Below are 18490 nucleotides of genomic sequence, written 5' to 3'. Positions count from 1 at the left end.
ATGAAAAAATACGATTACCTGCTGCTGCGGTTCGGCGAAGTGACACTCAAAGGCCGCAACCGCGCACGATTCGAAAAAGCCGCGGTCGAACACGTCCGCGCCCTGCTGCGTCCGTACCCGGACGCGAAGATCCGCCGCGAGTTCGGACGCATCTACGTCGATCCGGGCAGCGAGAACGTCGAGACGCTCATTCCCGTGCTGCAAAACGTATTCGGCATGACGTCGATGAGTCCGGTCCGGGCCGTGCGGCCCGAACTGGAAGAGATCGCGCGCGCGGCCGGAGAACTCGTCGAAGCGATGGACATCACGCGGGAAACGAAGTTCAAGACGAACGTCCGCCGCGTGTGGAAAGACTTTCCGCATTCTTCGCAGGAGTCCAATCCGCTTATTGCCGCGCCGCTGCTCAAACGCTTTCCGCTGCTGAAAGTGGACGTCCGGGAACCGGAGCTTGAACTGCGGGTCGAGATTCGCGACAAAGCCGCTTACGTATTCGGCGAAGTCATTCCCGGCGCGGGCGGTTTCCCGCTCGGCACGAACGGCAAAGCGCTGCTGCTGCTGTCCGGCGGAATCGACAGCCCTGTCGCCGGCTGGTCTTCGCTGCGCCGGGGGCTGGAAGTCGAATGTATCCATTTCCACAGCTATCCGTTCACGAGCGAGCAGGCTAAGGAAAAAGTGGTGGATCTGGCGCAGGCGCTGGCCGAATATGCGGGCAAAGTGCGTCTGCACGTCGTGCCTTTTACCGAAATCCAGACGTCGTTCACGCAGATGGGGCAGGACAATCTGATGATCACGCTGATGCGGCGGGCGATGCTGCGGATCGCGACGATAGTCGCGGAGCGGGAAAAAGCGCTGGCGCTCATTACGGGCGAAAGTCTCGGCCAGGTGGCGAGCCAGACGCTGCCGAGCATGAACGTGATCGAGCGCGCGACCGAGCTGCCGATTTTGCGGCCGCTCGTCATGACGGACAAAGACGAGATCATTCGCCTGTCGCGTACAATCGGCACGTACGACATTTCCATTTTGCCGTATGAAGACTGCTGTACGCTGTTCGTGCCGAAATCGCCGACGACCAATCCGAATCTGCGCATCGTGAACAAGGTCGAAGCGATGACGCCGAATCTCGAACGGCTGATCGAAGAAGCGGCCGCGGGCACCGAGACGATCGAACTGTTCGCGGGCGGTTCCCGCCTCCGCGTCGAAGAGAACGCCGCCTCGGCCGCGATCAATCCGGACTGGTTCTGAGCGACGGCAAGAACAAGGCGGAATTTTGGCAATTATCTGAATAAAAGGCCGAACATGTCCGATAATAAAAAGGATGGGATGCTCGCTTGGCGGCGCATGCCAGGAAAACGCGAAAATTCCGCAAGAGGAGACTCGGAATGTCAAAAAACGATAAAAAGGCTGTCGGAATTTTTATTTTAACTGCCGGACTGATCATTCTCTTGGGACAATGGGGCGTATTCGCTTTTCTGGGCCGGGTCTTCTGGCCGCTCCTGATCCTGCTTCCCGGCGTGGGCCTGCATCTGGCTTTCGCCTCGCGCGCGCTTCCCGCCTGGGCGTTGATTCCCGGAGGGACGCTGACCGTGTACGGACTTGTATTCTCGCTGTGCAACACGTGGGGATTCGGGTTGATCGAAGTGCTGTGGCCGGCGTTCCTGCTCGGTCCGGGACTCGGGCTGTACGAATACGCGCTGCTCGGCCCGGTCCGGCCCAAAGGAATTTATTACGCTTCCCTCGGCTTGATCGTGCTGTCGCTCGTACTGTTCATTTTCAGCCTGCTCGGCCCGTTTTTTCTCTACGCTTTCTCGGTTTTGCTGATTTTGTCGGGAGCGTGGCTCGTGTTTTGGCCTGAAATTCAGCCCGCCGGACGCCGCGGCAAGCGCAGAATGTAAAAAGTCTTGAAATTTTATGAAAATCGTGTATAATCAAAGGGATCGAGGAGCGTCGGCGGTTTTGCCAGACGCTTCTTTTGTGAGAAGCCTAGGCCCGTATACACCGAGTACAAGTTTTTTAAACATTTTTAATAGAGAAGGGAACATTCCATTCATGCATTCAAGACAAGAAATTCGCAATATCGCGATTATCGCTCACGTCGACCATGGTAAAACCACGCTCGTTGACAAACTGCTTCAGCAATCCGGTATTTTCCGCGACCACGAGCATGTCCAAGAGCGCGCCATGGACTCCAACGATCTCGAAAGAGAACGCGGCATTACGATTCTGGCGAAAAATACGGCGATTCCTTATAAAGATTACCTGATCAACATCGTGGATACGCCAGGACACGCCGACTTCGGCGGCGAAGTGGAACGGATCATGAAGATGGTCGACGGCGTTCTGCTCGTCGTGGACGCTTACGAAGGCTGCATGCCGCAGACCCGTTTCGTATTGGGCAAAGCGCTCGCGCACAACCTGACTCCGATCGTCGTCGTTAACAAAATCGACCGTCCGGCTGCCCGTCCGTCGGAAGTCATCGACGAAGTGCTCGACCTGTTCATCGAACTGGGCGCGAACGATCAACAGCTCGAATTCCCTGTCGTGTACGCTTCCGCACTGAACGGCACGTCGAGCAAAAACGCCGATCAGCAGGACGACAACATGAAGGCGATGTACGACACGATTATCGAGAACATTCCGTCGCCGACGGAAAGCGTCGATGAGCCGCTGCAGTTCCTCGTTACGCTGATGGACTACAACGAATACCTCGGCCGGATCGCAATCGGTCGCGTTAACCGCGGCATTATCCGTCAAGGACAATCCGTTGCGGTCATGACGCGCGACGGCGGCATGAAGCAGGCACGCATCGAGAAGCTGTTCGGCTTCCAGGGACTGAAGCGGATCGAGACCGACCAAGCCGGCGCCGGCGACATCATCGCCATCGCAGGCATCAAGGACATCAACATCGGCGAGACGATCGCCGATCCGCAAAATCCGGAAGCTCTGCCGGTCCTCAAGATCGACGAGCCTACGCTGCAGATGACGTTCCTCGTCAACAACAGCCCGTTCGCGGGCCGCGAAGGCAAATGGGTCACTTCCCGCAAACTGCGCGACCGTCTGTTCTTCGAACTCGAGACCGACGTCAGCCTGCGCGTGGATGAGACCGACAGCCCAGATGCGTTCATCGTATCGGGACGCGGCGAGCTTCACCTCGGCATCCTGATCGAGAACATGCGCCGCGAAGGATACGAGCTTCAAGTATCCAAGCCGGAAGTTATCGTCAGAGAAGTCGACGGCAAGAAAATGGAGCCGATCGAACGTCTGCTGATCGACGTGCCGGAAGAAAGCACGGGCGCCGTCATGGAAAGCCTCGGCGCACGCAAAGCCGAAATGGTCAACATGATCAACAACGGCACGGGCCAGGTTCGCCTGGAGTTCCTGATCCCGGCTCGCGGCCTGATCGGATACCGCACGAACTTCCTGAGCTTGACGCGCGGATACGGCGTCATGAACCACGCGTTCGACAGCTACGGCCCGCTGATCGGCGGACAGGTTGGCGGACGTCACCAGGGCGTACTCGTCTCGACCGAGAACGGCAACGCGACATTGTACGGCATTCTCGGCGTCGAAGATCGCGGTACGCTGTTCGTTGAACCGGGTGCCGAAGTATACGAAGGCATGATCGTCGGCGAGAACACTCGCGACAACGACATCGTCGTTAACATCTGCCGTGAAAAGCAGCTGACCAACGTACGTTCCGCGACCAAAGACGATACGGTCAAAATGAAGACGCCTCGCCTGTTCTCGCTGGAGCAAGCGCTGGAGTACCTCAATGACGACGAGTATTGCGAAATCACGCCTAAAAACGTTCGGATGCGCAAAAAGATTCTGAACAAAGGCGAGCGCGAACGTTTCGAGAAACAACGCAAAGCGGCTCAAGCGAGCCTGTAAGCCATAGCACGACAAAAGCAAGCAATCGGTAACTTTTCCCGCCCCGCCTACGTCTGATTTACGAGACGACAGGCGGTTCGGCGAACAGGGTCCGCCGCCGGGGTGGCGTGCGGACCCTGTTTTCGTTTGTACGGAAAACGGCAGACGGTCTTGTGAAACGGCCGCCTGCGCGATTCGTGCGGATTGCACAAGAGAAGGAGCTGGATAGACATGAGCAGTACACAAGGAGGCGGCCTTCCGCCGCGTTCCAACGCAGCCCGCGGCGCCAAGCCCGCGGAAGCGCCGCCGGTCCGCCGCAGCGCCGGAGGTTCCGGCGGCAGCGGAGGTAACGGCGGCGGACGCCGGCCCGCAGGCCAAAAGAAAAAAAGCGGCGCCAAGCGCTTCTGGACGTTCTTCGTCATTTTCCTGATTCTGTTGATCGCCGCGGCCGGATTGTATTTCGCCTGGGTGTATCAGAAATCGCAGTCGATCGGCACGGGCGGCGAACCGGCCAAGCCCGCCGATACGCAGCCGATCGCGATGGCGCTGCTCGGCACCGATTTTCGGACGGAGACCGGTTCCCACCTCACCGACGTCGTGATGGTGGCGGCGCTGAATCCGAATACCGACACCGCGACCGTCGTATCGCTGCCCCGCGATACGCGGATCGAACTCGAAGGCTACAAAGTCCGCAAAGTCAACGCCTACTACCCCGCTTTCCTGGCGCAGGAAAAGAAGGGAGAAGGCGAAGCCAAAGAAGCGATGCAGCGGATGCTCGGCAAATATTTCGACATTCCGCTCGACTACGTGACGGTCGTCAACTTCGAGAGCCTGCGCGACATCGTCGACGCCCTCGGAGGCATCGAAGTCGACGTGACGATGGACATGTGCTACAAAGATACGGCGGACGGCACGAACATCGATCTTACAGCCGGCCTGCAGAAGCTGGACGGCAAAAGCGCGCTCGATTACGTGCGCTACCGCAAAACGAACTGCACGCCGCCGACGGCACCGTCGGACGACTTCAGCCGCAACCAGCGCCAGCAGCAGGTTATCGGCGCGATCATGGACAAGGTGCAGTCGTTCAACGCGCTGACCAAATCCGGTTCGTTGATCGACGCGGTAGCGCACAATACGGAGACCGATCTGGAGAACAAGCAGATTCTCAATCTGGTTAGAACGTATTGGGATATCCCCAAAGAGAATATCCGTTTCCCGAAAGTGTCCGGCACGTGGAACAGTCCGTTCGTGTACATTAACGACGGCGAGCTGTCCGCCGCCAAGCAGGCGCTCAAAGACGAGCTCGCCGGCAATCACCGCGCGGCCGCGGCCGAAGCTTCGCCTTGATTGAATGCTCTTTTGCCGGTGTGATATAATCGGATTAGCAACAGAAACGTTCTTGCGACTATTCCGATCAGATGCCGTATAGGAGGCCACGTCATGTCCGAAGCCGTTACGCAATTGACCGAGACCCTCTTCACGCAGCTGCAGGGCGAGACTTTCGCCTTGTTGGCCACCGTCGATGCCGAGACACAAGGTCCGACTTCAACGGCGATTTCCTGGGTTTATGCCGTCAATCCGGGCACGCTCCGGTTTGTGGTGGACCATCGTTCGCGCCTGGTCCGCAATATCCTGGCCAACCCGCAGGTGACCCTCACCGTGTTCGGGGGCGAGAAAGTGTACGCCGTCAACGGAACCGCGGTCGTCGCGCAGGACCCGCTGCAGGACGTACCGTTCAAAATGTGCTGTTTCGACGTCGAAGTCGAAGCGGTGCGCAACGCTCTTTTTTACGGAGCGCATCTGTCTTCGCCTCCCGTCTATACCCGTATGCTCGACCTGCGCGCCGCCGAAACGCTGGACGGACAGGTCATGAGCGCCATGAAAAAAGCCTAGCGGTTTTCCGCAGGCTTTTTTTCCTTTGGACGGCGATTGAAAGGGGGTGAGGCCCGGTTTTGGACGGCTCGTGTGAAGCGCACCGCGAATGAATCAGACTCGTGTTCCATTAAGCCTCGGGAGGGATTTCTCGTGAAAAAGCTTTTTGTTCTCGATACCAACGTTCTGCTGCATGATCCGCGCTCCATTTTTTCGTTCCAGGAACATGAAGTGGTGATTCCGGCTACGGTGCTGGAAGAAATCGATTCGAAAAAAAGGCTGGCCGACGAGATCGGACGCAATGCCCGAAGCGTATCGCGGGAATTGGACGCCCTGCGGGAACGGGGGCATCTGCATGACGGAGTCACGCTCGAATCGGGCGGCACACTCCGGGTTGAACTCAATCATCGCAGCTTCCAGAGCATGCAGGACAAGTTCGGCGAGATGACGAACGACAATCGCATCCTGGCCGTTGCGCTTAATTATCATAACGAACAACAAAATTTGCCCGACAGCGAAGCGCGGCCGGTGATCATGGTCAGCAAAGACGTGCTCGTTCGCGTCAAAGCCGACGTGCTCGGCGTGCTCGCGCAGGATTACATGACGGACCGGGCCGCCGATCCCGACTCGCTCTATGCCGGTTACGTGACGCTGCAGGTGCCGGAAGAGATCGTGGACCGTTTTTACCGCGACAAGTACGTGTTCGTCTCCGAAGTCGGTGGGGCGGCGGAGCGGCTCTACCCGAACGAGTTTGCGATTCTCAAAGACGAAGCCGGCGGCAAATCGGCGCTCGTGAAGCTGAATGCCGAAGCGAACCGGCTGGACCCGCTGTTTCAGGGACATGATCCGGTCTGGGGCATCGGAGCCCGCAACGCCCAGCAGCGCATGGCGCTCGAACTGCTGCTGTCGGACGATATTCCGCTCGTGACGATTACCGGCAAAGCGGGCACGGGCAAGACGCTGCTGGCGCTCGCCGCGGCCCTGATGAAAGTCGAAGACGAACGCAAGTACAAAAAGCTGCTCGTCGCGCGGCCGGTCGTGCCGATGGGCAAAGATATCGGCTACCTGCCCGGCGAGAAGGAAGAAAAGCTGCGTCCGTGGATGCAGCCGATCTACGATAACCTGGAGTTTTTGTTCGATACGAAAAGTGCGGGCGATATCGACAAGATTCTGATGGGACTCGGCAGTATTCAGGTCGAAGCGCTGACCTATATTCGCGGCCGCTCTATTCCTTCGCAGTTCATCATTATCGACGAAGCGCAGAATTTGTCCCGCCACGAAGTAAAAACGATCATCTCGCGCGCCGGGGAAGGCAGCAAGATGGTGCTCGTCGGCGACCCGGAACAGATCGACCATCCGTATCTGGACGCGGCAAGCAACGGGCTGACCTACGTCGTGGAACAATTCAAGACGCAGAAGTTGGCCGGCCATATCCATCTAGAAAAAGGGGAACGGTCGAAACTTGCGCAGCTGGCGGCGGATCTGCTGTAGAAGCCGCTTGGATAGGGAAGCTCGCCTAAATATAGAAAGAATCCGGTTTTGCTACCGGATTCTTTTTTTGGTTGGAAAAAGGATCGTTTGTTACAATAGGGAAATCAGGAAAAGGAGGGGACGGACTTTGAAGCGAAAAAATCATCTCGTGCTGTTCGGCGTACTGCTGCTTGCCCTGATCAATTTGTCGCCTTCTCTGCCCGAAACTTCCGATTCCGGCCCGCAGCCGCGTGCGGGCACCGGATCGGCAGCGCTTGGAGGCGGCCAGTCCGAACGGCCGCTGCGCGATATCGAAGTGTACACGATGATGGCTTCGGAAGAATTCGAAGCGCTCCAGTCGGTCAATGCGGAATACGAACGTCGTTCGGGAACGGTCGTTACGCTCGTGAACGTGGCGCCGGGACAGGCTTACAAAACGTACCGCGAAGCGTACGCGTCCGGACGGGAACCGGACGTCTTGATGCTCGACGGAGCGTGGGTGGCGGACTTCGCTTCCGCCGGCCGGCTGCTGCCCGCCGATCTGTACGAAGCGGGCGTGGCCGCCGCCGCGGATTCGCTGCCGCTGCCGGCGGCTTCGGTCGAATGGAACGGCTACCGCTGGGCCGTGCCGCTCGACCTCGATCCGTACGGGGCCGTCTGGGACCCGAAGCGGTTCGAGCAGACTTCCGGCGAGCTGCCGCAGACTGCCGCAGACTGGGAAGCGTGGGCTTCGCCGGCGGCCGGCGGCAAATCGTCGGCAGGCCGCGCCGCCGATCCCGCCTCGGCGCTCGGCCTGCCGTCCGGCGACGTTCGGGCTTTTGCGGCCTTGATCGCGCTGTGGACCGAACCGGATACCGAAGCGGCCGGATTGAAGCGTTCGCTGAACTTGGCCGGCACGCTGCGCGGTCGGACCTACCTGTCCGGAATGTCCGCCCAGGAAGGACGACCGGCCGCGACGCTGCGCGAAAAGGTCGACGCCCGCGAACTGGGGCTCGCGGTCGACCGACTGTCCAAACTTGGGGCCGAAGACTCGGAGACTTCCCGGCTTCGCCCGCTCGCTTTCGCCGCGCGTACAGCGGCGCTGCGCTGTTTCGGCATTACGGCCGACACGGAGCGCTCGCGCGAGGCTTCTCTCTGGATCTCGTATGTGACCGGCCGGGAAGCGCAGAGCGACTGGTACGTCTCCACGGGACATCTGCCCGTCCTGCGCGCAATCTACGACGAGCCGGGCAGCGCGCAGCTGGTACGCTGGCTGCCCGATCCGCAGGCCGGTCGTCCGGCGTCCGCGGCCGGCGCGGCAGCCGATCCCAAGACGGCCGCGGCCCGCGAAAGCCTGTGGAGCCGGTCGCTGGACCGGTTCTACCAGGGAGAGTTGAGCGTCGAAGGGTTTTCCGCTTCTTTGCGGCCTTAGAGTCTTGTGCCGCAGCCCGGTCCGTTTGCGGAAAATGCGCGCACCCAAAAACGCTCCGCCGCGAATCGGCAGAGCGTTTTTGCTTCGTTCACACGTCGCCGCTGCCGCCAAACAGGCGCAGAGACGTGAAATAACCTAGAGCGTCAGCTGGAGGCGGATGCGGAGCCGGCCTTGCTGCATCTCCACGTCGTTGACTTCGACGGGAGCGACCTGCTGGGGATAGAAGCCCAGATCGTACTTTTGCTCCAGCTCCCGGCGGGTGCTCTCCGGCAGTTCGAGACCGTTGAACACGAGCTTGTCGACATGGAACAGCACGGCGTTCTGCGGTTCGGTCTGAAGCGTGTACCGTCCTTCGATCCGCAGCGTCAGCCGATCGCGCCGGCCTTCCGCAATGACCCGCCCGTCTTCGAACGCAAACGAGAAGTTGTCAAAATCCGCGCTGCGCGAACGCAAAAAGCCGTTCAACTCCTGATCGGTCAGCTCGATCGTATAGCGGGTCCCGAGGCCCGACACTTTCAGTTTGCCGCTGCTCTGCAAAAAGTCGGGCAGTTCGGAGCTTGCGGAAGCCAGCTGCGAGAAATACTCGTCCACTTCGTACAGGCCGACATTGTTCCAGTACGCGTCCAATTCTTCGGCCAGGCGGTTGAGGCTGGCCGGATCGCCGCTTTCCAGCAGCCCGGAATCGATATCCTCCTGCAGCGAGCGCAGCCGGCGCTGCTGCTCTTCGATGCCGGTCTTGACCTGCTCCAGCCGCTCCGAGTTGGCGGCCAATGCGCCGCGCCGACTCTCCAGCGCGTCCGTATCTTCGCGGAAAGACAGCAGGGCGTCTTCGTTGTACCGCACGGCGATGCGGTAGTAACCGTACAGCCGGTTGAATTCCCCGAGCGATCTTGCGTTGAGCAGCGACAGAAGCATCGGGCGCCGGCTCTGCAAGTATTGGGCGCGTACGAGCGTCGCGGTGAGTTCGCGGTTGTCCGCGACGCGGCTCTCCAAAGCGTCGATCTCCAGGCCGAGCTGTCTGCGCTCAAGCGCGAGTTGTTCCTGTTCTTCCGCGATCCGCTCCACATCGCGCCGGAGCTCGCTTAGCGACAACGTATCCTGCAGCAGCTCGCGCTGCTCGGGCGTCCAGTCCCCGCCGAACGATTCCGCCCGCGCGCTCTCCGCGCCGGAAGCGAAGGCGAGCGAGGCCGCGAGCATAACGGCGCATACACGTTTCGACATGGCTGTATTCCCCGCTTTCCGTTTCCGTCTTCGAAACTTGCATGTACGGCGTTTCCCGGACCGTGGCGCTGTGATAAAATGAAAATCCGCGGCGGAAATCGATATCATCGACGGCATGCCGCATTTTGAATCAACCGGAGTGATTCATTTTATTTATCACTTGCCCCGATTATGCGTCCGGACCGCTTTTTCCTGCTTTAATTATAAGGCCTGCGGACCGTGCGAGTAAACCGGGGGAGACCGGGGACAACGCTTGGGAGGAAATCGCGATGAGAATCGAAGTGATCGGCGGAGGCGCGCTCGGCCTGCTGTTCGCGGCGGGTGCGGCTTCGGCGGCAACGCCGACCGTCCTGTATACGCGAACCGGCGAACAAGCGGCGATCATCGCCCGCGAAGGCATCGAAGTGCGAAGCCCGGGCGAAGCGGGGACGGGGCGCCGGATCCGGCGCAATCTGCACGCCAGGCCGATCGAAGCGTTCGGAGTGTCCGGCGCAGAAGGGCGGCCGACCGACGACGGCGACCGCTGGATCGTGCTCACGGTCAAGCAAAAAGACGTGGACGACGTATTGATCGCAACGTTGGCGCGGGGAATACGCCCCGGTGACCGGCTGCTCTGCCTGCAGAACGGTATCGGGCATATCGAACGGCTGGCCGCGGCGCTGCCGCAGGCCGACGTCTACGCGGCCATTACGACCGAAGGCGCGAGGCGCCTCGGACCGGACGTCGCGCTGCATGCCGGGCAGGGTTCCACTTCGTTCGGATTGCCGCAGGGGGGAGAGTCGTCGACGCCGGGCAGGATCGGGGCGGAGAAAAAGTTGACCGACACTTTCGCCGCGGCAGGATTGCCGCTGTCGGCGTCGAATGACATCCAGACCGCCATCTATAGAAAACTGCTCATGAACGCCGTCATCAATCCGCTGACCGCGCTCTGGCACGTCGAGAACGGCGCCCTGCTTGAGAGCGCCGACCGGCTTGCGGCGATGAAAGCGCTGTTCGACGAGACGGTCGCCGTTTACGCGTCCGCGGGGGTGGTCGTTCCGCCCGAATGGTGGGACGAACTGCTCGGCGTCTGCCGCGCGACCTCCCGCAACCGGTCTTCGATGCTCGAAGACGTGTCGCACGGCCGGGAGACGGAAGCGAAATGGATCGGCGGAGGCATCGCGGCGCTTGCCCGGCGCTGCGGCACCGCAGCGCCGCTCAACGAAATGCTGCTGCGCCTGATCGAGGGCATACGCCCGGACAAGCGGTAAGCGTGCAGCTTGTCCGATAGGAAAGGGAAGCGAATAAGAAGGAGGAGCGGTATGCTCGAAACGGTCTCTGGCTTTTTGATTACGCTGTGCGTGCTGCCTTTTTTGCCGTTCATGCTCGTGTACGCCGCAGGTTTGCTGCGCAGGGAATCGAAGCCGCGCTCGTTTCGGCAGGCGATGGACGTCACGACGCCGTTTCTGCTGGTTGCCGCGGCCGCGCTGTACAATTACCTTTTCGCGTCCTCGTTCGGATTTTATCTGTTTATGCTTATTTTGCTGCTGCTTGCCGGACTGCTCGGCAGCGCCCAGAACCGCAAGCGCGGCCGGATCGAGCCGATGCGCCTGCTGCGCGGCGTATGGCGATTGAGCTTCCTCTTGTTGGCTTTTTGCTACGTTTTGCTCGGAGTGAGCGGTTTTATCGTGCATATCGTGAATAGCTGACATGACGATGGGAGATACACGGGAAAAGAGTGAAAAACAAAGTCTTTTTTTACCGAAATCTCAAGCTTCAAGACAGAAAAGATGACAGAAAACGAATAAAATCTGAAAAAAACCGTAAGATTCTGAAAAAAGGTTATAGATTTTTTTTGCCACCCGGGGTATAATCAATAAAAAAAATAATCTTTTTGTAGGGGGAAAGTTGCAGGATGAAAAAGAAAAGCTGGATGTTGCTTCTTACGCTGGTTCTTGTAATCGGCACGGTTCTCGCAGGGTGCGGAAGCGCCAACGAGACAACGACTACGGAACCGGGTACTACGACCGAGACCGGAACTACGGAAGGTACGGCTACCGAACCGGCAGCCGACGCTAACCTTGCCGCCGACCAGACCCTGCACTTGAACCTCAGTGCTGAGCCGCCGACGCTTGATCCGGCACAAGCTCAAGACAGCCAAGCCAACACGGCGCTGCGTTTCATGTATGAAGGTCTTGCGACGATCGACGCTGACGGCAACCCGGCTCCGGGTGCTGCCGAGAAGTGGGACATCTCCGAAGACGGCCTGACTTACACGTTCAACATGCGTCAAGGCGCAACTTGGAGCAACGGCGACCCTGTAACGGCGAACGATTTCGTATTCGCTTGGGAACGCGCTCTGAGCCCGGAAACTGTTCCGGCTCCGGTCTACGCTTACCAGCTTTACTACATCAAAGGTGCTGAAGAGTTCAACACCGGCAAAACGAAAGACTTCTCGACTGTAGGCGTCAAAGCCGTTGACGAGAACACGCTTGAAGTTACGCTGACGAACCCGACTCCTTACTTCCTGGGTCTGACTTCGTTCTACACGTTCTACCCGGTTCACCAAGCAACCGTTGAAGGCAACGAAGCTTGGGCAGCCGATGCAAGCACGATGGTAACAAACGGACCGTTCACATTGACGACCTGGACGACAGGTTCCGAAATGGGCTGGACCAAAAACGAAAAATACTGGGATGCGGCCAACATCAAGCTGACGAACGTAACAGCTTCGATCGTAAACAGCGGCGCAACCGAAACCGCTTCGTACCAAGGCGGCGAAATCGATTACGCGGGCGCACCTACCGGCGAAATCCCGACCGACCAAATTCAACCGCTCTCGCAGCAGTTCGCTGACGAGTTCAAATTGACTGACATCGCTTCGACGTACTACTACGAGTTCAACACCAAAGAAAAACCGTTCAACAACGTCAAGATCCGTAAAGCCTTCGCTATGGCGATCGATCGTCAATCCCTGATCGACAACGTAACGAAAGCCGGACAAACGCCGGCATACGGTTTCGTACCGACTTCGATCGCAGGACTGAACAACCAATCGTTCCGCGACGAGCATCCGGACAGCGAATACTTCAAGGAAGATGCGGCACAAGCCAAAACGATGCTTGAAGAAGGCATGAAAGAAGAAGGCTACACCACGCTTCCTCCGATCACTCTGCTCTACAACACAAGCGAAAACCACCAGAAGCTGGCCCTGGCCGTAGCCGACATGTGGAAAACGAACCTTGGCGTTGAGATCGAAACGAAAAACGAAGAATGGTCCGTATTCCTGGAAAGCAGAAAAACGGGCAACTTCCAAATCGCTCGCGCAGGCTGGTCTGCCGACTACAACGATCCGATGACTTACATGGATATGTTCGTAAGCGGTGGCGGCAACAACAACACCGGCTATGCGGACCCGGCTTACGACGCTCTGATCGACGGCGCTTACAAAGGCGGCAACGATCCGGAAAAACGTATGCAGGATATGGCTGCAGCCGAAAAAATGCTGATCCAAGACAACATGGTTATCATGCCTGTCTACTACTACACGCAGGCGTCGCTCACCAAGCCTTACCTCAAAGGCGTAACGACTGACTTCTCCGGTGCTATCAACTTCACTCGCGCTTATCTGGAACAACAATAAGATTCCCGCTTTGAAAGTTGAAAGAAGATCGACCAAAGTTAAATAAAGGCTCGGGATATATGTGGATTCCCATATATATCCCGATTTTTTTGCATGTTCGCTAAACTTCCATTTTTGCTCTTGCTTAACCAGTAAATAGGGTTGAATATAATGAATATGCAACTATACATTCAAGATATTAGGTGACATTTCGAGCAGGACCAGAATGAAGGAGGAGAGGTACGCAGATGGCACGGTATATAACCAGTAAACTTCTATATACGCTGCTTTCGCTGTTTATTTTGATAACGGCGACGTTTTTCTTGATGAAAGCTATCCCGGGCGATCCGTTTATGTCCGAAAAAGAAGTTCCCGCTCCGATTCGTGCACGTTTGGAAGCGCAGTACGGACTGGATAAACCTCTCATGACGCAGTACGCGAACTATCTCGGCAACATCGTGCAGGGCGACCTGGGCATCTCGATGAAAAAGCTGAATCAGGAAGTATCCGGCATTATCGGTCAGACGTTCGGCGTTTCGCTGCGTCTCGGTCTGATTGCCGTTGTCGTGTCGACGATCGTCGGGGTGACCCTCGGTCTGCTCGCCGCTCTCTACCATCGAAAATTCATCGACAGTATGGTCATGGTGCTCGCCGTCATCGGCATAGCCGTGCCGAGTTTCGTGCTGGCCTCGCTGCTGCAGTACGCACTCGGCCTGAGGCTGGACTTGTTCCCGATCACGGGCCTGCGCAGCCCGCTCGGCTATGTTCTGCCGGTTATCGCGCTCTCGGCCGGACCGATCGCTTATATCGCGCGCCTCACCCGTTCGAGCATGCTCGAAGTGCTGCACGCCGATTACATCAAAACGGCCAAAGCCAAAGGCTTGAAATGGCCGGCTATTCTCTGGAAGCACGTTATCCGCAACGGCATTTTACCGGTCGTCACTTACGTGGGACCGATGACGGCCAACATCATTACCGGTTCCGTCGTCGTGGAACGCATCTTCGGTATCGGCGGCATCGGCAAAGTGTTCGTCGACAGCATCACTAACCGCGACTACACGTTGATCATGGGCATCACGCTCTTCTACGGTATCATTTTGATGGCGGCTCGTTTCGTTACCGATATCGTTTACGTCCTTGTCGATCCGCGTATCAAATTAACATCGGGTAAGGAGGGCTAAACCAGTGTCTAACGAAAAAAACTTAAACAAACAGCCTCTTCCCGCTTTGACGGCGGCCGATTTCGAGTCTGTCAACGTTAACGAACGCGAATCGGAAGTTATCAAACGCGAAAGTCTTACGGCTTGGCGCGATACATGGGAACGCCTGCGCAGAAACAAAGTCGCGATGAGCGGCCTCGTCGCGCTCGTCGTCATCATTATCGCTTCCATCTTCGGTCCGCTGGTCTCCTATTGGGTACACGGTTACGATTACCAGACGAACGACCTGTTGGCGACCAACAAGCCGCCTTCCGCGCTGCACTGGTTCGGAACGGACGATCTGGGCCGCGACATGTTCGTCAGAACGTGGTCGGGCGCACGGATCTCCCTGATCGTCGGTATCGCTGCCGCGCTGATCGACCTGCTGATCGGCGTCATCTACGGCGGCATCATGGGTTACTTCGGCGGCCGCGTCGACACGATCATGAACAAGTTCTCCGAAATTCTGTACGCGATTCCTTACCTGCTCGTTACGATCCTGCTGCTCGTCGTATTCAAGCCAAGCTTGGGCACGATCATCCTGGCGCTGACGATTACGGGTTGGATCAATATGTCGTGGATCGTCCGCGGCGAAATCATGAAATTGAAAAACCGCGAGTATGTGCTCGCTTCCCGCTCGATGGGCGCCGGTACGGGCAGACTGTTGTTCCGTCACCTGCTGCCTAACGCAAGCGGCCCGATCATCGTCACGCTGACGCTGTCGGTTCCGAACGCGATCTTCGCCGAGTCGTTCCTGAGCTTCCTCGGTCTGGGCGTTCAGGCTCCGATCTCCTCGCTCGGTTCGATGGTCGAAAACGCTTTGACCGGCTGGATGTTCTATCCTTGGCGGATGCTGTTCCCGGCTGTTCTGATCAGCATCATCATGCTGGCGTTCAACCTGCTGGGAGACGGCCTGCGTGATGCGCTCGATCCGTCGCTCAAAAACAAATAATTCGCAGATCCTAAAGTGAAGGAGGCGTCAGCCATGAGAACAGAACTCGGCAAAAACCTGATTGAGGTTGAAGGACTGAAGAAGTATTTTAATGTAGGAAAAGGCAAAGTGCTCAAAGCGGTCGACAACTTGAACTTCTCCATCCGCGAAGGCGAGACGCTGGGTATGGTCGGCGAATCCGGCTGCGGCAAGTCTACGGCGGGCCGGACCATTCTGCGCCTGTACGAGCCTACCGGAGGAAGCGTGCGGTACAACGGAACGGATATTTACAAACTGCCGCCGAACAAGATGAAAGCGATGCGCCGCGATATGCAGATGATCTTCCAGGATCCTTACGCCTCGCTGAACCCGCGCTTCACGGTGTCGGACATTATCGGCGAAGCGCTGGATATCCACAAAATGGCGGGTACCGGCGGCGAACGCAAAAAGCGGATCGAAGAGCTGCTGGATCTGGTCGGCTTGAACACCGATCACGCTACGCGTTACCCGCACGAATTCTCGGGCGGCCAGCGTCAGCGGATCGGGATTGCCCGCGCACTCGCGGTCAATCCGAAATTCATCATCTGCGACGAGCCGATCTCGGCGCTTGACGTCTCGATTCAGGCGCAGGTCGTCAACTTGCTGCAGGAACTGCAGGAACGTCTCGGCCTGACCTACCTGTTCATCGCGCACGATCTGTCGATGGTTAAGCATATCAGCGACCGCGTGGCCGTGATGTATCTGGGTAAAATGGTGGAACTGGCGGAGAGCGAAGAGCTGTACAGCAATCCGATCCACCCGTACACCAAATCGCTGCTGTCCGCGATTCCGATCGCGGACCCGGAAGTCGAATCGCAGAAAAAGCGTATTCTGCTGACGGCGGAAGGCGGCGGTCCGATCCGTTCGGCCGGCGAGCAGAGCGAAGAAACGGCGCTGGTCGAAGTTTCTCCGGGACACTGGGTCGCCATGCCTCACTAAAAGATTGAACGTTTGATCGAAAATAGCGGCAGGACGGACCCTGATCTTATTAATCGGGAACCTTCCGCCTCGCCGCACGCTCTGTCCGCCTTTGAACGGACAGGGTTCAGCCGTCTTTCCGAAGCGCACGCCGCTTCGGGAAGACGGCTTTTTGTTTGGTTCGGCGCCGGACTTTTATCCGAATCGGCAGAAAGTGGCTTTGACGACTTGAGAGCGATTGGGTACAATCAAGAAGGGTTTAAGCAGATAGCAGACAGGAGGCAAGGCCAGACATGAATGTCATTCCGCAGGCGCTTCGCAAGGGTTCGGCCTTGGGAGAAGATTATGTGCGCGGACAGCACGCGCATAACTTATACGAATACGATTTAGAGGATGCTCAGGCGCTTCGGCGCAGAGCCGAATGGCTGGATGCCCCGCACCGGCCGCAGGCCGATCGCCAAGCGCTGGTGAAAGTGCTGAGCGCCTATAATGCCAAATATAACGATCATGAAGCGGTGCATAGCTCGATCGCGACGCTCGCCGACGAGCGTGCGCTCGTCGTAGTCGGCGGCCAGCAAAGCGGATTGTTTACCGGTTCATTGTTGGTCATCTACAAAGCGGCGACGATCGTGAACGCGGCGCGGCTCGCCGCGCAGCAGCTCGGGCGCGACGTCGTGCCGGTATTCTGGATCGCGGGCGAAGACCACGACTGGGACGAAGCGGACCATACGTATGTGCTGACGCCGGAACTGGAAGTGCGCCGGCTGCGCATGGAATCGTGGCATGACGGCAAGTCTTCCGTGAGCGATGTCGAAGTGACGGCGGAGAAATGGCAAGCGGTCATCGCGGAGCTGGAGCGGGTACTGGCCGATTCGGCGTTCAAAAGCGAGCTGCTTGATATGCTGCGCAGCGAACTGCCGCATTCGATCAGTCTGAGCGAAGGATTCGCCCGTCTGATCGGCCGTCTGTTCGGCCGCTACGGCCTAGTGCTGGTCGATTCGGCCGATCCGTCGCTGCGGCAGGTGGAACAGCCGATGTTCCGGCGGTTGATCGAACGCAACGACGAGCTGGAAGCGGCGTATCTGACAGCGGCCGCGCGGATCGAAGAAGCGGGCTACGAGCAGCAGGCGCAGGCCGCCGAAGGCGCGGCCAACCTGTTCTATATCCATGAAGGGCAGCGTCTGCTGCTGTTCAAGCAGGACGGCAAATTCGTCGATCGGCGCGGCACGGTTATCTTGAGCCGGGACGAACTGCTGGAACGCGTGGAGCGATGTCCGGAATGTTTTAGCAACAACGTACTGACCCGTCCGCTTATGCAGGATTATTTGTTCCCGGTGCTGTATGCGGTGCTCGGCCTCGGCGAAGTCGCCTATTGGGCCGGAACCAAAGACGGTTTCGAAGCGGCGGATATGCAGATGCCGATTTTGCTGCCGCGCATGTCGTTCACGCTCGTCGACGCTTCGACGAAGAAATATATGCAGGCGTACGATCTGAGCTTCGAAGACGTCATGGAGCGGTTCGGCGAGCGCAAGGAAGCCTGGCTTGCGGAGCAGGACAAGCTCGGCACGGACGGGCTGTTCGAGCAGACCAAAGCCGAATTCGAGCAGCTGTACGCGCCGCTGATCGAACGGATCGGCGAGCTGCATCCCGGCCTTGCCGACCTGGGCGAGACGAACCGCGGCAAGATCATGGCGCAGATCGACTTTTTGCAGGGCAAGACGAAGCAGACGATCGCCCGGCAGAACGAAGCGGAGCTGCGCAGATGGGACCGCATTTACAAAACGCTGTTCCCGCTCGACCGTCCGCAGGAACGCGTCTATACCGTCTTTTACATGCTGAACCGTTATGGCCCCGACTGGATCGACGATTTGATGCGGATCGAGCCGGACCTGACGGGAGCGCATCGCATCATCGAAGCTTGACCGGTTCGCGAATCGCGGATCGCTTTACCATTACGCAAG

The 18490-nt window shown here is 58.2% G+C and carries 15 protein-coding genes; 14 read left to right on the top strand and 1 reads right to left on the bottom strand.

Annotated features, from left to right (window positions below):
* From thiI to FFV09_RS02870, 7 genes are all read left to right on the top strand, one after another.
* The gene (thiI, locus tag FFV09_RS02900; protein WP_141446291.1) at positions 1-1242 is read left to right on the top strand and encodes a tRNA uracil 4-sulfurtransferase ThiI; all 1242 of its coding nucleotides are present in this window, start codon (positions 1-3) and stop codon (positions 1240-1242) included.
* A gap of 137 nt (positions 1243-1379) precedes the next feature.
* Positions 1380-1892, top strand: coding sequence for an intracellular growth attenuator family protein (locus FFV09_RS02895; RefSeq protein ID WP_141446290.1), 513 nt, complete (start codon positions 1380-1382; stop codon positions 1890-1892).
* A gap of 154 nt (positions 1893-2046) precedes the next feature.
* Entirely contained in the window at positions 2047-3888 is a 1842-nt protein-coding gene (typA, locus tag FFV09_RS02890) for a translational GTPase TypA (RefSeq protein ID WP_141446289.1), read from the top strand.
* Between the two features lie 210 nt (positions 3889-4098).
* Positions 4099-5214: an LCP family protein gene (locus FFV09_RS02885; RefSeq protein WP_141446288.1), complete on the top strand. Its 1116-nt coding sequence runs from the start codon at positions 4099-4101 to the stop codon at positions 5212-5214.
* A gap of 93 nt (positions 5215-5307) precedes the next feature.
* Positions 5308-5760, top strand: coding sequence for a pyridoxamine 5'-phosphate oxidase family protein (locus tag FFV09_RS02880; RefSeq protein ID WP_141446287.1), 453 nt, complete (start codon positions 5308-5310; stop codon positions 5758-5760).
* A 132-nt stretch (positions 5761-5892) separates the two neighbouring features.
* Entirely contained in the window at positions 5893-7230 is a 1338-nt protein-coding gene (locus FFV09_RS02875; protein WP_141446286.1) for a PhoH family protein, read from the top strand.
* A gap of 127 nt (positions 7231-7357) precedes the next feature.
* The gene (locus tag FFV09_RS02870) at positions 7358-8620 is read left to right on the top strand and encodes an ABC transporter substrate-binding protein (RefSeq protein WP_141446285.1); all 1263 of its coding nucleotides are present in this window, start codon (positions 7358-7360) and stop codon (positions 8618-8620) included.
* A gap of 135 nt (positions 8621-8755) precedes the next feature.
* Here the strand turns inward: FFV09_RS02870 and FFV09_RS02865 are convergent, their stop codons facing one another.
* Positions 8756-9841 carry a hypothetical protein gene (locus FFV09_RS02865; protein WP_141446284.1) on the bottom strand — a complete coding sequence of 362 codons (1086 nt, stop codon included), beginning with the start codon at positions 9839-9841 and terminating at the stop codon, positions 8756-8758.
* Between the two features lie 269 nt (positions 9842-10110).
* On the opposite strand from FFV09_RS02865, the gene FFV09_RS02860 reads away from it, so the two are divergent.
* From FFV09_RS02860 to bshC, 7 genes are all read left to right on the top strand, one after another.
* Positions 10111-11091: a ketopantoate reductase family protein gene (locus FFV09_RS02860; protein WP_141446283.1), complete on the top strand. Its 981-nt coding sequence runs from the start codon at positions 10111-10113 to the stop codon at positions 11089-11091.
* Positions 11092-11142: 51 nt separating this feature from the next.
* Positions 11143-11529 (top strand): DUF3397 domain-containing protein, encoded by a 387-nt coding sequence (locus FFV09_RS02855; protein ID WP_141446282.1) that lies wholly within the window; start codon positions 11143-11145, stop codon positions 11527-11529.
* A 206-nt stretch (positions 11530-11735) separates the two neighbouring features.
* Positions 11736-13463, top strand: a complete 1728-nt coding sequence (locus FFV09_RS02850) for a peptide ABC transporter substrate-binding protein (RefSeq protein WP_141446281.1) — start codon at positions 11736-11738, stop codon at positions 13461-13463.
* A gap of 227 nt (positions 13464-13690) precedes the next feature.
* Positions 13691-14623 (top strand): ABC transporter permease, encoded by a 933-nt coding sequence (locus tag FFV09_RS02845; RefSeq protein ID WP_141446280.1) that lies wholly within the window; start codon positions 13691-13693, stop codon positions 14621-14623.
* Between the two features lie 46 nt (positions 14624-14669).
* Positions 14670-15593 (top strand): ABC transporter permease, encoded by a 924-nt coding sequence (locus FFV09_RS02840; RefSeq protein ID WP_170315131.1) that lies wholly within the window; start codon positions 14670-14672, stop codon positions 15591-15593.
* Between the two features lie 33 nt (positions 15594-15626).
* Positions 15627-16550: an ABC transporter ATP-binding protein gene (locus tag FFV09_RS02835; protein ID WP_141446278.1), complete on the top strand. Its 924-nt coding sequence runs from the start codon at positions 15627-15629 to the stop codon at positions 16548-16550.
* A gap of 272 nt (positions 16551-16822) precedes the next feature.
* Positions 16823-18451 carry a bacillithiol biosynthesis cysteine-adding enzyme BshC gene (gene bshC, locus FFV09_RS02830; RefSeq protein WP_141446277.1) on the top strand — a complete coding sequence of 543 codons (1629 nt, stop codon included), beginning with the start codon at positions 16823-16825 and terminating at the stop codon, positions 18449-18451.
* Positions 18452-18490 lie beyond the last annotated feature (39 nt).

This window comes from Saccharibacillus brassicae (assembly GCF_006542275.1).
GTDB classification, from domain to species: domain Bacteria; phylum Bacillota; class Bacilli; order Paenibacillales; family Paenibacillaceae; genus Saccharibacillus; species Saccharibacillus brassicae.
This window is presented reverse-complemented; position numbering and strand designations above follow the sequence as displayed.

What these genes read in the sequence shown, in the direction of transcription:
- thiI (WP_141446291.1), top strand. Translation starts at nt 1, where the DNA reads ATGAAAAAATACGATTACCTGCTGCTGCGGTTCGGCGAAGTGACACTC.
- typA (WP_141446289.1), top strand. Translation starts at nt 2,047, where the DNA reads ATGCATTCAAGACAAGAAATTCGCAATATCGCGATTATCGCTCACGTC.
- FFV09_RS02865 (WP_141446284.1), bottom strand. Translation starts at nt 9,841, where the DNA reads ATGTCGAAACGTGTATGCGCCGTTATGCTCGCGGCCTCGCTCGCCTTC.
- FFV09_RS02835 (WP_141446278.1), top strand. Translation starts at nt 15,627, where the DNA reads ATGAGAACAGAACTCGGCAAAAACCTGATTGAGGTTGAAGGACTGAAG.
- FFV09_RS02850 (WP_141446281.1), top strand. Translation starts at nt 11,736, where the DNA reads ATGAAAAAGAAAAGCTGGATGTTGCTTCTTACGCTGGTTCTTGTAATC.
- bshC (WP_141446277.1), top strand. Translation starts at nt 16,823, where the DNA reads ATGAATGTCATTCCGCAGGCGCTTCGCAAGGGTTCGGCCTTGGGAGAA.
- FFV09_RS02880 (WP_141446287.1), top strand. Translation starts at nt 5,308, where the DNA reads ATGTCCGAAGCCGTTACGCAATTGACCGAGACCCTCTTCACGCAGCTG.
- FFV09_RS02885 (WP_141446288.1), top strand. Translation starts at nt 4,099, where the DNA reads ATGAGCAGTACACAAGGAGGCGGCCTTCCGCCGCGTTCCAACGCAGCC.
- FFV09_RS02855 (WP_141446282.1), top strand. Translation starts at nt 11,143, where the DNA reads ATGCTCGAAACGGTCTCTGGCTTTTTGATTACGCTGTGCGTGCTGCCT.
- FFV09_RS02845 (WP_141446280.1), top strand. Translation starts at nt 13,691, where the DNA reads ATGGCACGGTATATAACCAGTAAACTTCTATATACGCTGCTTTCGCTG.
- FFV09_RS02860 (WP_141446283.1), top strand. Translation starts at nt 10,111, where the DNA reads ATGAGAATCGAAGTGATCGGCGGAGGCGCGCTCGGCCTGCTGTTCGCG.
- FFV09_RS02895 (WP_141446290.1), top strand. Translation starts at nt 1,380, where the DNA reads ATGTCAAAAAACGATAAAAAGGCTGTCGGAATTTTTATTTTAACTGCC.